General features: G+C 54.4%; 17 protein-coding genes. 13 read left to right on the top strand and 4 right to left on the bottom strand.

Annotation, left to right across the window (positions count from 1 at the left end; genetic code table 11):
• Positions 1–199: 199 nt before the first annotated feature.
• From CWM58_RS16930 to CWM58_RS16985, 12 genes are read left to right on the top strand one after another with little or no spacing between them, the layout of a single operon-like run.
• Entirely contained in the window at positions 200–1,603 is a 1,404-nt protein-coding gene (locus CWM58_RS16930; RefSeq protein WP_100681387.1) for an undecaprenyl-phosphate glucose phosphotransferase, read from the top strand.
• The gene (locus tag CWM58_RS16935; protein ID WP_100681388.1) at positions 1,593–2,879 is read left to right on the top strand and encodes an outer membrane beta-barrel protein; all 1,287 of its coding nucleotides are present in this window, start codon (positions 1,593–1,595) and stop codon (positions 2,877–2,879) included. The genes CWM58_RS16930 and CWM58_RS16935 overlap by 11 nt, the downstream gene beginning before the upstream one ends.
• Complete coding sequence (locus tag CWM58_RS16940; protein WP_162677961.1) at positions 2,876–3,430, top strand: polysaccharide biosynthesis/export family protein; 555 nt, start codon at positions 2,876–2,878, stop codon at positions 3,428–3,430. The genes CWM58_RS16935 and CWM58_RS16940 overlap by 4 nt, the downstream gene beginning before the upstream one ends.
• A gap of 1 nt (position 3,431) precedes the next feature.
• The gene (locus CWM58_RS16945) at positions 3,432–5,519 is read left to right on the top strand and encodes a GumC family protein (protein WP_100681389.1); all 2,088 of its coding nucleotides are present in this window, start codon (positions 3,432–3,434) and stop codon (positions 5,517–5,519) included.
• 5 nt (positions 5,520–5,524) lie between these two features.
• Positions 5,525–6,742: a lipopolysaccharide biosynthesis protein gene (locus tag CWM58_RS16950; protein WP_100681390.1), complete on the top strand. Its 1,218-nt coding sequence runs from the start codon at positions 5,525–5,527 to the stop codon at positions 6,740–6,742.
• Complete coding sequence (locus CWM58_RS16955) at positions 6,733–8,115, top strand: capsular biosynthesis protein (protein ID WP_100681391.1); 1,383 nt, start codon at positions 6,733–6,735, stop codon at positions 8,113–8,115. The genes CWM58_RS16950 and CWM58_RS16955 overlap by 10 nt, the downstream gene beginning before the upstream one ends.
• Positions 8,108–9,133, top strand: a complete 1,026-nt coding sequence (locus tag CWM58_RS16960; RefSeq protein ID WP_100676231.1) for a glycosyltransferase family 2 protein — start codon at positions 8,108–8,110, stop codon at positions 9,131–9,133. The genes CWM58_RS16955 and CWM58_RS16960 overlap by 8 nt, the downstream gene beginning before the upstream one ends.
• Positions 9,114–10,328: a glycosyltransferase family 4 protein gene (locus CWM58_RS16965; protein ID WP_100681392.1), complete on the top strand. Its 1,215-nt coding sequence runs from the start codon at positions 9,114–9,116 to the stop codon at positions 10,326–10,328. The genes CWM58_RS16960 and CWM58_RS16965 overlap by 20 nt, the downstream gene beginning before the upstream one ends.
• Complete coding sequence (locus CWM58_RS16970) at positions 10,325–11,425, top strand: glycosyltransferase family 4 protein (protein WP_100681393.1); 1,101 nt, start codon at positions 10,325–10,327, stop codon at positions 11,423–11,425. Before CWM58_RS16965 ends, CWM58_RS16970 begins: the two co-directional genes overlap by 4 nt.
• Positions 11,426–11,436: 11 nt before the next feature.
• Entirely contained in the window at positions 11,437–11,850 is a 414-nt protein-coding gene (locus tag CWM58_RS16975; RefSeq protein WP_015704480.1) for a hypothetical protein, read from the top strand.
• A 7-nt stretch (positions 11,851–11,857) separates the two neighbouring features.
• Positions 11,858–13,273, top strand: a complete 1,416-nt coding sequence (locus CWM58_RS16980) for a DUF4832 domain-containing protein (RefSeq protein WP_100681394.1) — start codon at positions 11,858–11,860, stop codon at positions 13,271–13,273.
• An 11-nt stretch (positions 13,274–13,284) separates the two neighbouring features.
• Positions 13,285–13,806 (top strand): serine acetyltransferase, encoded by a 522-nt coding sequence (locus CWM58_RS16985; RefSeq protein WP_100681395.1) that lies wholly within the window; start codon positions 13,285–13,287, stop codon positions 13,804–13,806.
• 81 nt (positions 13,807–13,887) lie between these two features.
• Here CWM58_RS16985 and crl read toward each other — a convergent pair whose 3' ends face one another.
• The 3 genes from crl to gpt form a co-directional block, all read right to left on the bottom strand.
• Positions 13,888–14,286 (bottom strand): sigma factor-binding protein Crl, encoded by a 399-nt coding sequence (gene crl / locus CWM58_RS16990; RefSeq protein WP_004178681.1) that lies wholly within the window; start codon positions 14,284–14,286, stop codon positions 13,888–13,890.
• Between the two features lie 57 nt (positions 14,287–14,343).
• Positions 14,344–15,588, bottom strand: a complete 1,245-nt coding sequence (frsA, locus tag CWM58_RS16995) for an esterase FrsA (protein WP_061155661.1) — start codon at positions 15,586–15,588, stop codon at positions 14,344–14,346.
• Between the two features lie 105 nt (positions 15,589–15,693).
• Positions 15,694–16,152 (bottom strand): xanthine phosphoribosyltransferase, encoded by a 459-nt coding sequence (gpt, locus tag CWM58_RS17000; RefSeq protein WP_002889733.1) that lies wholly within the window; start codon positions 16,150–16,152, stop codon positions 15,694–15,696.
• Positions 16,153–16,409: 257 nt separating this feature from the next.
• Here gpt and pepD point away from each other — a divergent pair, with 257 nt between their 5' ends.
• Positions 16,410–17,867 (top strand): cytosol nonspecific dipeptidase, encoded by a 1,458-nt coding sequence (gene pepD, locus CWM58_RS17005; RefSeq protein WP_061155662.1) that lies wholly within the window; start codon positions 16,410–16,412, stop codon positions 17,865–17,867.
• 42 nt (positions 17,868–17,909) lie between these two features.
• Here pepD and CWM58_RS17010 read toward each other — a convergent pair whose 3' ends face one another.
• On the bottom strand, positions 17,910–18,362 hold the full coding sequence (locus CWM58_RS17010; protein ID WP_061155663.1) for a GNAT family N-acetyltransferase: 453 nt from the start codon (positions 18,360–18,362) through the stop codon (positions 17,910–17,912).
• Between the last annotated feature and the right edge of the window lies 1 nt (position 18,363).

The following is an 18,363-nucleotide window of genomic DNA, read 5'->3' on the forward strand; positions in this document are numbered from 1 at the left end:
CGCAAAACATCGCAATATTCATGGTTATTTTATTCATTGATAAATCTATATATTTTTTAACTGTCAAGTCGACATCTTATAACCTATCATCTATAGTTATAGATAGTTTATTCAAAATCACGTTAATAAATAATTTTTCCTTTCCCCTCTACTGAATGATAAGAAAACATTATTTAATTGACGATAAAATGAGCGAAAAATGACAGATAGCAAAATTAAAATTTATAGCACCCGCTATAGCAACATAATGAAATTGCTTGATTTTTTCTCTGTAAACATTTTTATCTATGTCTACCTTATCGTTCTTGATCTTGTCCCCACCCCTTCGTCTATATTACTTGGGATTATTTATTCATTAATATTTATACGTACCAATGAGTATTTTCAGCTCTATTCGGGGCAAATGAAAGGAAGATACTTATCCACTTTCGCTAAACTGCTTATTAGTGCCGGCGTGGGGGGGGTGTTATCTTTTCTGTTGATTGTCATCGCTGAACAGCTGGCCAGCCGCCCCCTCTCGCTTCATCACCTGGCATTAGCCAAAACGATCGCCCTGTGCTCCGTTGCCGTTTTCATCAGTATGTTTCTGATCCGTGTCGTAACCAGTCGCTATTTCTTTAAGAGCAAACGCAGAGTCGCCATTCTGGGGATAACGCCTGCGGGGCTGGCGATCCTTCAGGAACTGCATAAAGAATTCTCAGCTGAGGGTATCGATATTCGTTTCTTCGAAGACCGCACCGTGCAACGCGACAGCCGCCTTATCAATATCGAGAAGTCGGGTAACTCAAGAGATCTACTGGCGCTGGCGAAGAAAGGCGAGGTAGATGAAGTGTATATTGCACTACCGATGGTTGCCCAACAGCGTATTCGCCAGTTCCTGAACGAATTTTCCGATACCACAGTGGATGTCTTTCTGGTACCCGATCTCTTCTCGTATAGCGCACATATTTCCCAGTTACGCATGTTTGGCAACATCCAAACCATCAGTATTTTCACCTCGCCGTTTGATGGGGAAGGCGCGGTACTCAAACGTATTGAAGACATCATTCTTGGCCTCTTTTTTACCTTACTCAGCCTACCGGCGATGCTGATTGTGGCCATAGGGATTAAACTCACCTCGCCTGGTCCCGTGTTGTTTAAACAAAACCGCTACGGTCTGAACGGTAAACAGATACAAGTGTGGAAATTTCGAACCATGCGCGTGATGGAGAACAGCGCCGTGGTCACGCAAGCCACGCGTAACGATCCACGAATCACCAAATTCGGCGCTTTTTTGCGTAAAACCTCACTGGATGAGTTGCCACAATTTATTAATGTCCTGCAGGGACGAATGTCTATTGTCGGCCCACGTCCGCATGCCGTCGCACATAATGAGCAATATCGCGTACTCGTCGAAAACTACATGATTCGTCATAAGGTGAAGCCTGGTATCACCGGGCTGGCGCAAATCAATGGTTTTCGCGGCGAAACGGATACGCTTGATAAGATGGAAAAACGTATCCAGTTTGATCTGCAATATATTCAGTCATGGTCACTGTTACTGGATTTAAAAATTATTTTTCTGACTTTCTTCCGCGGTTTTGTGAGCAAAAATGCGTTCTAAAGGGATGGCTCTGACGATGCTGCTTTATATCCCCTGGGTCCATGCTGACCTGCAGGGGAAACCGCATACCGGTATTGCCGGCATCGATTTCGAGAGCCAACTGGGTTATGACATTGGTTACAACGACAACGTGACCTGGCAGCGGTATGACCAGAATAAAATCGGCTCCAGCTACCAGAACATTAAACCGATCGTCAAAGCCATCGGTGAACGCTATGAAGACCGCTACCTGCTGATGTACTCCGGCGATTATCGCAACTATGCCAACGATAGCGCGGACAATCGTAATAATCATTTTTTCATGTTCAATGGTAAATGGCGCTTCGGCAGCATGCACGGGCTCTCGCTGGACCTTGATGAGACGCTGGGTCACGAAGAACGCGGTCAGGACACAACCGAAGGTTTTTTACCTGAGCAGTTTAAAGAGTTTGGTATTAATAAACCTATCGGCACCCGTTTTTTCAACAGCGAGCTACGCTACAGCTATGGTGCCCCGGAGGGACGCGGTAAAGTTGAAGTCGCGTTGCTGCATAAGCAGTTGCGCTTTCGCGACCTCGATAGCATTAAAGCCGCCAGCGATGACTTTGACTACTACATGCACGACCAGGAGTGGAATGAAAACAGCCTGGTGGCCGAGCTGTTCGATCAGAAAGCTAAAACGCTGCGCTACCGCTATAGCTTTATCACCAACCAGCGCCGTTACGAGCTGAATCCGCTAAAAGACAGCAATGAGTATTATCTGCTGTTTGGGATGAAAAACCGATTGTCGGGCAAAACCGAGATTAATGGTAACGTTGCCTGGCTGTACAAAGACTTTATCCATAACCCGAACTCACAGGGTTTCAACGGTCTGAACTGGGATATCACCGCCGACTGGAAACCGCTGGAGCAGATGAAGTTTAACTTACACAGCTCCCAGCGCATCAAAGATCCTACCGACTCCGGCGGCTATATCCTGGTTTCTAATTTTGGCGTTGGCTATGAGCATCACTGGCTGGTGGATCGATTCTCAACCCTGGTCGATTATTCATATATCACTGAAGACTATAAGCATCAGAGCAATAAGCGCAAAGACCAGAGCAATCTACTGTCACTGACGCTTAACTACGATTTCCGACCATCGATTAACTTTAAGCTGAAGCTGCAATGGAACACTATGCACTCGAATAAAGACACGGACACATTTTATATTGGCCCGGACTACTCGCATGCGGTTGACCGCACCCTGGGCTACGACGATTCGGCCATTATTTTTATGACGCAGGTACAGATATGATCCTTTTCAACAGAAAACTGGCGATGCTTTCGCTGTTGGCGTTGTTGCTGGCGGGTTGTTCCACTCCGCCGCAGACGATCAAAACGCCGCCGGACGCGGTTTATCTTCTGGACCAGGGCGATGAAGTGAATATTGCCGTCTCCGGGGAACAGGATCTTACTATGCGGGTAAAAATCGATAACAGTGGCAGCATTGATTATCCCTACATCGGTTCGCTGTTGTTGAAGGGCAAAACCCCCGAACAAGTGAGTAATGAAATCGCCGATAAGCTGCGCGGTAACTACCTGCAGGCACCGATGGTCACGGTGAGCATTGCCGAATACCGCAAAGTTTACCTGCTCGGCGAAGTGAAAAAACCGGATGGATATGCCTGGGAGCCGGGATTAACGGCGGAAAAAGCCATCGCCCTGGCTGGCGGTTTCACCGACCGCGCCGACCGTCGTGATATTCAAATTCGACAGGCCCGCGGCGGTAGGCTGCTGGAAAATGTCGCCGCCGACTCCTCCGTGCAGGCTGGAGATACCATCATTATTGGCATGAGTTTCTTCTGATATGGCAATTTCATTGGTCGAAAATGGAAAAAAGAAAGAAGGTTTTATCGACTTCACGCCTTATTTCAACAAAATTAAGCACAAGCTTATCTGGTGCCTGGCGGTAGTGATTGTCGCCGCGGTGGCATCATTTATTCTGACGCGCTTTATGTCCTCAAGCTACACAGCGACGGCCACCGTGCTGTTTAAAGCGCAGTCGCAGGACATCTCTCCCCTGCCGCGGCTGGAAAACTACGACTCCACGCGCAGCGATTATTACGAGACCAAGTACGCATTAATGGGTTCTCGCGTGGTGCTTGATGCCGCGGTGCGCAAATTAAAGCTGTATCAGGATAGCGAATTTAACGGCGGTGATAATCTCGACGAAGCCACGCGCATCCACAATGCCATTCAGGCGCTGGAAAGAGGTCTGACAATTTCTGGGGTGCGTACCACCCAGCTGGTTTCCGTATCAATGGAAGCCAAATCACCGCAAAAAGCCGCTGATATCGCCAACGGCGTCGCCCAGGCTTTCATTGACTACAGCCTGCAGCAGAAGCAAAACACCTTGCTTCAGGCACAGGGCTGGAATGAAAAAATGATGGCCGACCTGAAGAGCAAAATGGAGCAGCAAAAGGCGGACATCGACCATTTTCTCAAAGAGAATGGGCTACTGACCTTCCGCAGCATGGATGGTTATGAAACCGAACGCCTGGGGATTGTGATAAACCACCTCGCCGACGCCACCCAGCGCCGCCTGAAAGCGCAGACGGTGTGGGACAAAGTCCGCCGCCAGCAGGGTAAACCGGTAGAACAAATTATCTCACTGCCGGAAATCTCCGGACATCCGCAAATTCAGGACTTACGCATTGCGCTCATCCAGACCCGGCGTAATCTCTCTGAAGCCGCTAAGCATTACGGGCCACAGCATCCGAAATATCTGCAAGCCCAGGCGCAGTTGCAGGCCGTTAACGTGCAGCTCGGCCAGGTACTGGGCGAGCTATTTAACGGTTTGCGTCAGCAGTATCAAATCGCTCTCGACGATGAGCAGCACTATCAGAAAATGCTCAACGATCAGAAGGCTGATTTCCAGGCGCTCGGCGCCAAACGCGACCAGTACAACACCATGACCACCGCGCTGAACAAAACCGAAGAGTTGTATAAGTCGCTGTACCAGCGCGCCAACGAGCAAAAATTGTCGGAGAGCTTCTCAGTTCCGGATGAGGTCATTTACGACGCTGCGGTACCGCCGGATCGGCCGTCTAAACCGCAGCGCGGCCTGCTAATTATCATGGTTACGATGCTGGCGCTGGCGCTCTATATCATGTACCTGATCGTCAGCACCGCGCTGGATAAAACGGTGAATAGCCTCAGCGAGCTGAAAGCGAAAACCGCCCTCGATGGCAGCGGTGAATTTCCGCAGCTGACGCATCTGGAGAATGTCAGGCAGATTTTCCATAACGTGCTGTATGCCGATATGATCCACAGTCTACGGCTGGCATTACTTAATCAGCGCGATAAGCCCGCTACCATTCTGGTCACCTCGGTACAATCCCGTTCCGGCAGTTCACTTATTGCTGAACTTCTGGCCTGGTCCGCCAGCAAATCGCGCAAAACCCTGCTCATTGACCTCGATTATCTGGCGTCTCAGGGATTGTCGGCAAAATTTCCTCAGCATAAGCAAGGCTTTAATCAGTTGTTGAACGGCAACTGTACGCAGGAACAGGCGATCGTCAAACTGGATGAGAAACTGGATTTTATGCCACGCGGCAAACTTCAGGACTCATCACTACTGCTGCTGACTGCCGAACGTTTACCCACCCTGCTGGCGGATCTGCATCAGACTTACGATACGCTGATCATCGACACCCCGGCGCTCAGTCAGGCGCAGGATAGCTTACTCCTGGCGGCGCAAAGCGATATCAGTCTGCTGGTGGTGAAAGCGGGCGAGCAGGCGGCACACATCCGTGAGGCAGAACGTCGCCTGCAAGGCGCTGGCAAGGTCCAGGTGGCGAACGTGCTCAACCTGGTACAAGAAGAGCACCTGGAAACGCAGGAAGGTAAACGCCTGCTCGATCGCCAGATGCGCGAACTCATTGCCCCGAAATAGCGCCTATGAATCTGATTAAGAGTATTTCATCCATCGCCAGTTCATCCGTGCTTTCGCAGCTGATCGGCGCCTTTTCGGTCTGGCTTATCTCCCATCGCTACGGGATGGCTGAGGTCGGCCATTACGCGATGATTTACAGCAATGTGCTGATCGGCGCGCAGGTCTGCACCTTTGCCTCGCAATTGCTGCTACCCCGCCAGGAGGATCACGAACTGGGGCAAAACGTGGTGTTTTGCCTGCTGCAGAGCCTGCTGATGGCAATCCCCTGGGCGGTGATCACCGGGCTTATCTTCGGGCTTAATATTGCGTTTCTCTATTTGCTGACCTTCGGCTATGCGCTGGTGCTGGTGGCGGAAAACCTTTCCCTGCGTGGCGGCAACTATCCTTTCCTCACCTTCCAGCGCATTGCGGTGTCGCTGGTGGTCGCCATCGCGCTGCTGGTGATGCCCAACCCGACGCAGTTCTATCTGGCGTGGATGGTCGGGATCCTGCTACTGCTGCTCGTCTGCCTGATTCGTCTGTTTAACTTCAAGAGCTTAACGTTGCACCACTTTTCCCCTGCGGCAAATCTGCGTTTTCTACGCGAACACTGGCAGCATATCAGTCGCGTCGGCAGCGCCGAGGTGCTGGCGATGGCCAGTAATAACCTGCCGACGATGCTGATTAACGTCTGGTTTTCGCCGCTGGTCGCCGGCTACTTTTCGGTGGTCAGCCGCTTCTGCCTGTCGCCGGTGATGATTATCGGTAACGCCGTGCGCAACTCTATTTTTTCTAAATGGTCGATGGATTTTCGCAACCACACCTTTAACTATCCGGAATATAAAAAGGTTCGCCTGCTGCTGCTGGGCGCCGCCGCGGTGTGCATCCTTGGCATCTGGATTTTCTATCCGCTGGTGATGCGCCTGGGTTTTAGCGAGGAGTGGCTGAATTCGATCCCCACCTCGCGCTACATGCTGCCTTATCTGTTCGCCGCGCTGGCGGTCAGTCCGTTGACGGTGATCGAACTGATCTTCGGCTCCCGGCGCTACTTCCTGCGCATTCAGATTGAGCAGTTGATGATTATCGTCATCACCTTCATCGCCTTGCCGTACTTTGGCGTCAATTATGAAATCGCCCTGCTGGCCTTCTCATTCCTGACCTTCGCGCGTTACCTGTTCATTCTGCTCAAAATGAATCAGCGGGCGAAAACGCTTTCGCTGCAGGAGCAGAAAATATGCAGCTAAATACCGGCCGCTATCTCGAAGCCTATGCCCTAATGACGCTGGTGTTCTGCGGTACGGTCCAGTATTTCACCGGTGTCGCGGCCGTGCTGTGGCTGCCATTTTTTATGGTGCTGGCGATGGCGGTGCTGCTCCTGATGCAGAGCCGCCCGCAGCCACTGGCACTCACCGGGCGTGAAAAGCTGATACTGGCGCTGTATCTGACGTTTATCGCTCTCGGACTAGTCTCCACCGTTCTACAGTCGGGTATTGTCACCGCCATCGTCGGTTTTAAAAACGAGCTGGCGCTCTCGCTGCTGATGTTGTGCATGCTACTGGGGATGTTTAGTGAATCGCAGCTGTACCGTCTTACCCGGCTTTTCTACTGGATCTACTATGTGCAGATCCCGGTCGCTATTTATCAGGTGATTTTCGTGGTGCCTAAACGGGTGGCGTTTCGCGGCGAAGATGAGAAGTGGGACTCGGTGGTCGGCACTTTTGGCGGCGATCCGATGGGTGGGGGCAACACCGCGGCGATGGGGATGTTCTGCCTGCTGATCATGCTCATGAAGGTGTCGGAGTTTAAGCACGGTATCTGTTCATTCAAATCATTGGTGATACATATCGCGCTGGGCTTCTTCCTCTGCGTAGTCGGCGAAGTGAAGTTTGTCATTCTTCTGTCGCCGTTCCTGCTGGCGCTACTGTGGATCCTGCCCGGCTATGTGAGCGGCGTAAGTAAAGTCAGCCTGCGATCGCTGCTGATCATCGCCGCCGGCATGGCGCTATTAATTTTTGTCGCCATTACCGTGCTGGCCTCCAACTATTCCTCGGCCTTCGGCGGCGACCCGACGAAAAGCGCACTGTCGGTATTTATCGATTCGCTGGGCTATATTTTTGATACCAACTACATTATGCCCAGCGGTGAACTGGGACGCTTTACCACCGTCTTCTTCTGGTTGCAGCATAACGAACTGTTTGGTCCGGGCGGCATGCTGTTTGGTTACGGCCTTAACGCCACCAACAGCGGCAGTACGGTCTCACCGGGCTATATCGGCGCCTGGTATCACCTGATCCTCGATTCTACCGCCTTGAGCATGCTGCTGTGGGAAGTGGGTATTATCGGCATCATTCTGTTTATCGGCACCATTGCCTCGGTACTGGTCGCCATGCGCCCCAAAGAAACCTTTTCGCGTCACGATCTCAAGCTTGAGGATCTCCAGCTTCTCAGCTCAGCGCCGGCATTCTATGTTTTTGTCATCGGCTGTCTGCTGAGCCTGCCGTACAGCCAGATCCTGATGATCATTCCCATGCTACAGTTTTTATTATGGTTATCCCTTGGGGCGCTGATTATCATCCACCGCGCTGTCCGTCTTAACTCCGGTACCCACTATGAATAAAACACCATCAATTACCGTCAGCATCAAGACTCTGAACGAAGCGCAGGGCATCGAGAAAACGATCGATAGCGTGCGCAAACAGCTGCAACCGTACCCGCATCAAATCATCGTCGCCGATAGCTTATCGACCGATAACACCCGCGAACTGGCTATCGCGAAAGGCGCGATGGTGGTGTGCCTGGATAACGCCGCCGACCGCTGCTGCGGTATCGGCCACCAGCTGGGCTGGCTGTATAGTGAAGGCGATTATCTGCTGTTGCTGGATGGCGATATGGAACTGGAGCCGGGCTTTCTGGATACCGCCATTGAGTTTCTGCAGACCCACCCGGAGTATGCGGGTGTGGCCGGTAGCGTCGAGATGGATGATGCCTCCAACTACGAGTTCAAATCGCGCAAACAGCGCCTGCATCTGATCTATCCGCAGGGAGATACCGATCACCTGGGCGGCGGCGGCCTGTATCGCCGCGAGGCGATCGAGAAAATCGGCTATCTGACTAACCTCAACCTGCACGGTTACGAAGAAGCGGAACTCGGCATTCGCTTGCAGGCGGCGGGTTACAAGCTGCATCGCCTGACGGCGCCCTACTTCAGCCACGCCTCTTACACTATGCCGACCTTTAAAATGCTGACCTACCGCTGGAAGAATGGTTTCCTGTGGGCGCCGGGCGAGTTGCTCCGAAACTGCTGGGGGAAAGCCCATTTTCCGGCGGCGCTGCGGATTGTGCGTAATGAGCTGATCTTCACCCTCTATCTTCTGGTTTTACTGATCTGCCTGCTGACCTTCAACGGTAAAGTTATCGCCATTGCCCTGCTGCCGCTGCTGGCGTTTATCGCCCTGAAGGCCATTAAAAATAAATCGCTGCGCGATGGGGTGCAGAGCGCCATTAACTTATCGCTATTTTCAGCAGGGCTTGTGCGCGGCGTGATTAATTCAGTGCGCGATCCGATGAAACGCCCGGCGGTGACCGTCTCGAATCCACAGCATATTGATACTGAAAATGAAAATTCTCTTCGTTAACAAATTCTTCTTTATCAAAGGCGGCGCGGAAACCGTTTATTTTCAGGAGCGCGACGCGATGCTGCAAGCCGGCTACCAGGTCGTCGACTTCAGCATGCAGCATGCGGAAAATAAACCGTCGCCGTGGGAGGAGTTTTTCGTTCATAACGTCGATTACCACGACAGCCACGGCCTGATGAGCAAAATCAAAGCCGGGGTGGACTTTATTTATAATGCCGAGGCCTGCGGGAAGCTCAACACGCTTTTGTTGCGCGAGCGGCCGGACATTGTTCATTTTCATAATATCTATCATCAACTTACGCCTGCCGTTATCGGCGTAGCTAAGCGCTTTGGCTGCAAAACGGTACTCACCGCCCACGATTACAAAATCGTCTGCCCTTCCTACACCATGCTGCGCGATGGCCATGTCTGCGAAGAGTGTCTGACCGGGTCGGTGATCAACGCTTTTCGTCACCGCTGCCAGCAGGGCGATACTTTCAAAAGCCTGCTGCTGTCGCTGGAAGCCTACTGGCAGAAGTTCGCCAAAAATTACGCCATGCTCGACTGTATCATCGCCCCGAGCGAGTTTATGCGCCAGACCTTGCTGCGTAAGCTGCCCAACGCCCGCATTGAGGTGATTGTCAACGGTATTGATGCCAACAGCACCGTGCCCGGCGAAACCGCGGGCGACTATTTTCTCTATATTGGCCGCCTGAGCCGGGAAAAAGGCGTACCGACGCTGGCGCAGGCGCAGCAAAAAATGCGGGAGACGATGCCGCTTAAAATTGTCGGCGACGGCCCATTAGGCGCAGACCTGCGCGCACGTTTCAGCGGCCCGCAGTTCCTCGGCTACATGAAACACGGCGAGGAGCTGAATAACCTGATCCGCGGGGCCCGCGCGGTGGTCGTCCCCTCCGAATATTATGAAAACTGCTCGATGTCGGTGCTCGAAGCCATGGCATTTGGCCGCCCGGTGATCGGTGGCAACATTGGTGGCATCCCGGAACAGATCCGCGACGGCGTCGATGGCTATCTGGTTGAGCCCGGCAATAGCGACGCGCTGGCGCAACTGATGGACAAACTGGCTGCAGACCCTGAGCTGGCACGCACTATGGGCATTAACGCCCGCCAGCGGCTGGAAGAAAAATACGATCTTGCCCGCCACATGCAGGTGCTGCAGGCGCTTTATCAGCAACTTGTCGGGGAGAAAAAATGACCACCAACGTCACGGTATTAGGCACTCGCGGGATCCCCGATGTGCAGGGCGGTGTCGAAACGCACTGCCAGAATTTATACCCGGAAATCTATCGCCAGGGCAGCGCGGAAGTCTGCGTGATCGCCCGCTCGCCGTATGTGAACTACCAACGCGGCGAATATCAGGGCGTTAAACTCAAAAGCCTGTGGGCGCCGAAAAGCCGTAAATTCGAGGCCATTATTCACTCGACGCTGGCGGCATTTAGTACCTTATTCGACGGCTCAAACGTGGTTCACGTTCACGCCGTCGGCCCCGGTCTGGTGGTGCCGTTGCTGCGTCTGCTGGGAAAACGCGTCGTCTTTACCCATCATGGCCCGGATTACGATCGGCAGAAATGGGGCCGGATGGCCAAAGAGATGCTGCGCCTTGGCGAAAAATGGGCGGTGAAATACGCCAATGAAGTGATCGTCATCTCCGAGGTCATCAATAATCTGATTAAGCATAAACATGGCCGACATAACGCCCACGTTATCTACAACGGCGTGCGCCAGGCCGACCTGCCGCCTGCGGAGCAACAGGCGGCGATCCTCGATAAATACGGTCTAAAACCGGGTCAGTATATCGTTGCCGTGGCCCGTTTTGTCGAAGAGAAAGGGCTGCACGATCTCGTTGCCGCCTATGCCGCCGCCGGATGTTCGGTACCGCTGGTACTCATTGGCGATGCCGACCACGCCGATGAATATAGCGAGCGCCTGAAGCAACAGGCGACCGCCACGCCAAACGTCATCCTCACCGGCTTTATCAGCGGCGCGCCGCTGCATACCCTTTTCTCTCAGGCCGGGCTATTCGTGCTGCCCTCTTATCATGAGGGATTGCCGATCGCGCTGCTGGAGGCCATGTCGTGGTCGCTGCCGGTGGTGGTCAGCGACATTCCGGCCAACCTTGAAATTGGCCTGCCGCCAGCGGACTACTTTCCCGTCGGCAACGTCCCGGCCCTGACGCAGAAACTGCAGCAATGGGCCGCAGGTGAAAAAGCGGATTACAGTGAGTTTATGCCGAAGTACCGATGGCCGGAAATTGCCGCGCAAACCGCGCAAGTCTATCAGCGCTTAACGTAAGCAGGTTACTCGTGCCGAAATCTACAGCTGAACTGGTGGTCGAGCGCTTTTATGCCGCGCTTGACCAGGAGGTCGAAACCTCATTAACCGCGGAGCAGAAACGGGGAATCGAGCAGGCGCTGGTGCGCGCCAACCTGGCGTCACGCCATCGCATCGATTTTCGCCACAGCTTTCCGTTCCTGCATCGCCGCTATTTCGTGGTATTTCTTTTTGGTCGGGATCTGCGCAAAGTTTCGCGTGAAAGCACCCTGTTCGGACGCATATTCGCGACGCTGCTGATTACGCTTGGCGTGGTGTTCGCCCTGCTGTCGATCCTGCTGGCGCTCTATATGTTGAAATCAGCGTTAGGCATTGATGTATTTAAAAATTTCCACGTCGGTATCTGGACGTGGTTTGTTAATCTTCATGACCATATGACAAAGTGAATTGAGTATGGCGATATCATCTCTGCGTAGAGTCCCCCTGTTTCGCTCTCTGTTGCTGGCCAGCGCGCTGGTATCAGCATCCATTGGCGCGGAAACCATGGTCATCACCCCGCCCCCCTTCGACGGCCTGCTCACCAATCCGGGCATCGGCGTCGCCAGCTTTCATGATGGCTATGGTGAAAAACCGACCCGCGCCGAGTATCCCGATACCGGTTTTGAGTACGACCGCTTCTACTGGAGTGAGCTGGAACCACAGGAAGGGGTCTACAATTTCGCGCCGATCGATAACGCCTTTAGCGTCGCCGCCAACCATCAGCCAGCCATGAACGTCGGCCTGCGGGTAATGGCGCTCGACGAGCCGCAAACGGGATCGAAAATTCCCGACTGGCTGATCGCCAAAGGGATCAAAGGCCAGTGGGTCGCCGACGGCAAAACCTTCGTTCCGGATCTCAGCGATCCAACTTTTATCGCCTATGCGCAGAAACTGCTGAATGCCCTCGGTCAGCGCTATGACGGCAATCCGGAACTGGCCTTCATCGATATAGGTATGGTCGGCTCCTGGGGCGAATGGCACAACTCCAACTTTAGCGACATTCCGCCGCTAATGGAGAAGTACACGCCGGAGCAGCTCAATCGCTATGTTGATATGCATTTCGATAGCTTCCCTAAAACGCCGAAAATCATGCTGATTAGCGGCGGCGATTCACTGGCCTGGGCCAGCCGCCGCGGCGCGGGCTGGCGGGCGGATTGCTGGGGCGACTGGCATAACTTCTCCAGCGAGTGGAGCCATATGCGCGATGATTATCCGCAGCGTCTGGCCGCCGCCCAGGCCGCAGCGCCAGGTTTTGTCGATAGCTGGAAACGGGCGCCCGTCAGCCTTGAGATCTGCGGCTATATGAGCGAATGGCAGAGCGTACAGCACTACACGCGTGAAGAAGTGCAGGCCACCTTCGACTGGGCGCTGCAGCAACACGCCAGCAGCCTGAACCTGAAATCGCGACCGATTCCGGCGGAATACCGCGATATTGTTGATAAAGCCTTACTGCGAATCGGCTACCGTTTCCGGGTCAACAAACTCGCCTTCGAGACGCCGGTTAAGGCTGGTAAGCCGCTAGCGGTCAGTGTCACCTGGCGTAATGATGGCGTCGCCCCAGCCTACCTGTTCTACCCGGTACAATGGCGAGTGGTCAACGCCGCCGGCGCCACGGTTGCCCAGCTGAAAACCCAGGATGACGTGCGCCGCTGGCTGCCGGGGGATATGCAAAGCACTGTCACTCTGGCGCTACCCGCCTCGCTACCTGCCGGGGATTACGCGCTGCAGACCGCCATTACCGATGCCCAGGGCAAGCCGCGGCTCCTGCTGGCCAACCAGGGCAAAACTGCCGACGGCTGGTATCAACTGACCACCTTTTCCCTTAAGTAAACGGAGAATTCATGCCTAATGCCATCAGTCAGGTCCGCCGCGAGATCAAACATACCGGCAGTATGAAGGCGAAAATCGCGATTCTGCTCTATCGCCTTGCGACGCTGTATCGCAGCCGCAACCCGTTTTACAAGCTGCTCGGCATTCCATTCGTTATTCTCAATAAACTGATTAACGAGTGCCTGTTTTGCGTCGAACTCCCCTGGCAGACGCAGATCGGCTACGGGCTGAAGCTGTTCCATCCACACTGCATCGTCCTCAACCGTGGTACCGTCATCGGTGAAAACTGTATCCTGCGCCAGGGAGCCACCATCGGCAGCCTGACGGATAGCGAAGGCCGTGAAGGGGCAAGCCCGGTGATTGGCAATAACGTCGAATTCGGCGCCCATGTGGTGGTCATCGGCCCGGTGACGTTGGGTGATAATGTCAAAATTGGCGCGGGTACCGTGGTGACGAAAGATCTTGCCGCCGGTCAGGTAGTGGTCGGCCAGCCATTCCGGGTGTTGCATACTCATCGCGAGATGCAAGAATAAAGGTACGTAAAGCGTAACAGCAGTGTATCGTTCGGAGAGTCATCCGCTTCCCGGTACAGGAAGCGGATACCAGAGTATGGTTTACGCGCGCAGGCGAACCGGTTCGCTGAAATCGTCGGCCGGTTCCAGCTTCAGATTAAAGGTGGTCAGCAGCGCCGCTGCGCGCTCGTGGAACTCGCGTAGCGTTTTTTCCAGTCTCTCGCTCACTTCCGGGTCGTCAATGTCGACCGCCTGCCATGAACCTTCTTTATTGAACAGGCCAAACTGGTAGCTGTAAGTGAAACGTGACTCTTGTGCTTCCATTTCCATCCACCAGCCCCAGAATTCACGCTTCTCCGGCGCGGGCTTAACATTGACGCAAACTGCCAGGCAATCGAAAAAGAAACGGTTGTCATGGCACTGCTCTTCGCGAATGTAAGGCCCTAGCGCCGTGAATTTCTTGATCAACTTACTTTTCAGGTGTCCACTCGGTAACGTCATTGCGATCTCCTTTAGTGATGCAACTGTTTTACCAAACCAATAGAATTTAGCAATAAATTAACCAAATCTATGATTGATCCAGCGGGCGATCTGTCGCAATGCGTGATCAAAATTGCGATACACCGGGTTAAACGGGATCTCCAGCAGTTTGCCATCGGCAGATGACGAAGTGATTAACCGCGACTCCTCTTCGGGGCTGAACGGATCGTCCTTCCAGAAGCCCGAGAGCATCGGCGTCGGGCAACGGCGCCCCAGCAGTCCCTGAGTTTTTAACGAGTAGCGGTTGAGCTCCACGCGTAGTGCTTCATCGGATGCGTCATGCATGCCCAGCCGCGAGGCCAGCACGTCAAGATACATCTCCGGCACGCGCCCCTGATGCAGAGGATCCACCAGCAGACCATGAACGACCGGGCCCAGACAGGCCACGGCCTTCAGCCGCTGCGGCTCCAGGTAACCCAGACGGACCGCGATATTGGCGCCAAAGCGGAAGCCAAAGGCCGCGACCCGGGTGTGATCGACCCACGGTACATTTTCCAGATGGCGCAGCGCATGCTGGTGCAGCAGGCTGGTGTCCTGATTCAGCGTCCATTTTGACGAGAAGCCGATGGAAGGCATATCGATCGTCAGCATGGCAATGCCGAGCGGTGAGAAGTAATTCTCATACAGGTTGTAATAATCCGTCTGCAGCGAGTCCAGGCCTCCGCACATCAGCACCGTCGGAAACGGCCCATCGCCTTTTGGCGTATGCAAAAAGCCGGTTATTGGCGAACCGCCAGGGATGGTGAACTCCAGCTCGCGCAGCGAGCCCGGCAGCCGCTGGGCGGCTTCTTCATACGCCCGGTTGGCTAAAGCCTGCGCCTGTTCGGCCAGCTCATCGCCTTTAATATGCGGATAAGCGGCAATGCTATACAGGTTCGATGCATGCAACCAGTGGCGGCCGCTCAGCAAAGGATCGGCTTCCTGCCCGGCCTTTTGCTGCCACTGCATGGCCTCTTTCGCCCACTCGAAGATCCAGTTGCCGCCGCGATAGCCGATGACGGTATCGAACAGCTCTGGATCCGTTCGTTCGGCCTCGCTCATCACAATGCGCGCTTGCACATCGAGGATCTCCTGCGGGGTCACGCCGCGCCAGATCCACATCAAACGGTTGATCAGACGGTACCAGTGATCGACGTGATTGCCGCTTAGCGCCGACTGCATCGCCGGGGGTTTTCCGGCAGAAAACCGACGCACCAGCGTAGAGGTTTCGGGATGTTTGAAGCGAGGTTTAAACAGCGTTTCGCTGAGGTTAGCCTGTGACATGTGCAGTCTCCGTCGTAGTGCCACTCCTGTTATTGTAACCTGCTAAAGGATAAAAAAAACCACGCCCGGCAAGCCGGGCGTGGTAAATAGCACTGTCCTGAAGAATTAACGACCTGCGATAGGCGGTACAAAGACCACGCCCATATCCCACGGCTGTTCAATCCAGGTATCCTGAGGAATATCAACAACGTAATCATCCACCAGCGGGCGGCCTGCCGGCTTGGCGAAAATGGTGACAAAGTGCGCTTTTGGATACATTTCGCGGATCGCCACGGCGGTACCGCCGGTATCCACCAGATCGTCGATGACGATAAAGCCTTCGCCATCGCCTTCCGCACGTTTCAGCACTTTCAGCTCGCGCTGGTTATCATGGTCGTAGCTGGAGATGCATACGGTATCAACATGACGAATGCCCAGTTCACGCGCCAGTAAGGCTCCCGGTACCAGTCCACCGCGGCTGACGGCAATAATGCCTTTCCATTGCTCAACCGGCAGCAGACGGCTGGCCAGTTTGCGGGCGTGAATCTGCAACATGTCCCAGGTGACGACGTATTTTTCGCTCATGTGAAGTGTCCCAGCCTGTGTAATACGGCTTAAATAATGTTCGAGGGGGAAAATGGTTGCGCGAGATTATAGAGATCTGACGCACTAAAAACCAGTGTTAAGCGGTTTGCGCAACGCTTTTTGCGTTGTTTACACTACCTGCGGCGGTGGAAAGTGGTATTCTCAACCTCATCGCGCAAGCCCAGGCTTGTTGTGTATTTTATTGCTAACCCTCGTCCTGCAACCGCTGTATGCAGGAGTTTGTAAGGAGACTTACCGTGTCTGAACTGTCTCAACTATCCCCGCAGCCGCTTTGGGATATTTTTGCCAAGATTTGCTCCATCCCGCACCCGTCCTATCACGAAGAACAGCTCGCCGAGCACATTATGGGTTGGGCAAAAGAAAAAGGCTTACACGCGGAACGTGACCAGGTTGGCAACATTCTGATTCGTAAAGGCGCGACTGCCGGTATGGAAAACCGCAAGCCGGTAGCGCTGCAGGCGCACCTCGATATGGTGCCGCAGAAAAACAACGACACCGTCCACGACTTCGCCAAAGATCCGATCCAGCCGTACATTGACGGCGAATGGGTGAAAGCGCGCGGCACCACGCTGGGCGCGGATAACGGCATCGGGATGGCGTCCGCACTGGCGGTGCTGGCCGATGACAGCGTCGCTCACGGCCCGCTGGAAGTGCTGCTGACCATGACCGAAGAAGCCGGTATGGACGGCGCGTTCGGTCTGCAGGCCAACTGGCTGCAGGCCGATATCCTGATCAATACCGACTCCGAAGAAGAAGGCGAAATCTACATGGGTTGCGCCGGCGGGATCGATTTCACCTCTAACCTGGCGCTGAGCCGCGAAGCGATTCCGGCCGGGTTCCAGAGCTTTAAACTGACCTTAAAAGGGCTGAAGGGCGGCCACTCCGGCGGTGACATTCACCTTGGTCTGGGCAACGCCAACAAACTGCTGTCGCGCTTTCTCGCCGGCCACGCCGATGAGCTGGATCTGCGTCTGGTCGATTTCAACGGCGGTACGTTGCGCAACGCCATCCCGCGTGAAGCATACGCCACCGTCGCCGTCGCCGCGGATAAAACCGATGCGCTGAAAGCGCTGGTGAATACTTACCAGGCGCTGCTGAAAAACGAGCTGGAGGCCAAAGAGAAGAACCTGGTGGTACTCCTGGAAGCGGTCGATAACGACAAAGCGGCGCTGACTCAGGCTTCCCGCGACGGTTTCATCCGCCTGCTGAACGCCACGCCGAACGGGGTTATCCGCAACTCTGACGTGGCGAAAGGCGTGGTGGAAACCTCGCTGAACGTCGGCGTCGTCACCATGACCGATGACAACGTGCAGATCCACTGCCTGATCCGCTCACTCCTCGACAGTGGCAAAGACTACGTGGTCAGCATGCTGGATTCTCTGGGTAAACTGGCGGGGGCGAAAACCGAAGCCAAAGGCGCTTATCCAGGCTGGCAGCCGGACGCCAACTCGCCGGTGATGCATCTGGTGCGCGAAACCTATCAGCGTCTGTTCAACAAGACGCCGAACATCCAGATCATCCACGCCGGTCTGGAATGCGGACTGTTCAAAAAACCGTATCCGGAGATGGACATGGTCTCCATCGGGCCAACCATTACCGGTCCGCACTCCCCGGATGAGCAGGTACATATCGAGAGCGTCGGCCAGTACTGGACGCTGCTGACCGAGCTGCTGAAAGCCATTCCGGCTAAATAAGCACCACAACCGGCGGCAGTCTGCCGCCGGTTTTCCCCCGTATCACCTTAGCGCCACGCGTTTTTCCATCCGGTAGTTAATAAACCACTCCCCACGCGCCGCCACCCGCTGCTCCGCCACCACGTCAAAACCATGGGCTGTAAAACAGGGCTTTGCGGTAATGCTCGCGTCCACCGTCAGGATTTGCTCAGGATACTGAGCGCAGAGCGCTTCGATAAGCGCGCCGCCGATACCCTGCCTGGCGTGATCCGGCGAGACAAAGAGCAAATCGATATGCGTCCCGATAGCGGTGATAAAGCCAACCGGTTGATTGTTGACCACGGCCACCCGCCCGATTGAGTCAGCCAGCTTTTGTCGCCAGCGCGTCTCATCCACCTGTGCCCAGGCCGCAATCTGCCCCGGGGTATAGTCCTGGCTCGCCGTTTCCCGCACCGCGCGCAGGAAGACCTCGCAGAGCATGGGCAAATCGCTGTCGCGGTAAGCACGAATGTGCATG

This window comes from Klebsiella sp. H-Nf2 (genome assembly GCF_002806645.1).
Lineage (GTDB): Bacteria > Pseudomonadota > Gammaproteobacteria > Enterobacterales > Enterobacteriaceae > Klebsiella > Klebsiella variicola.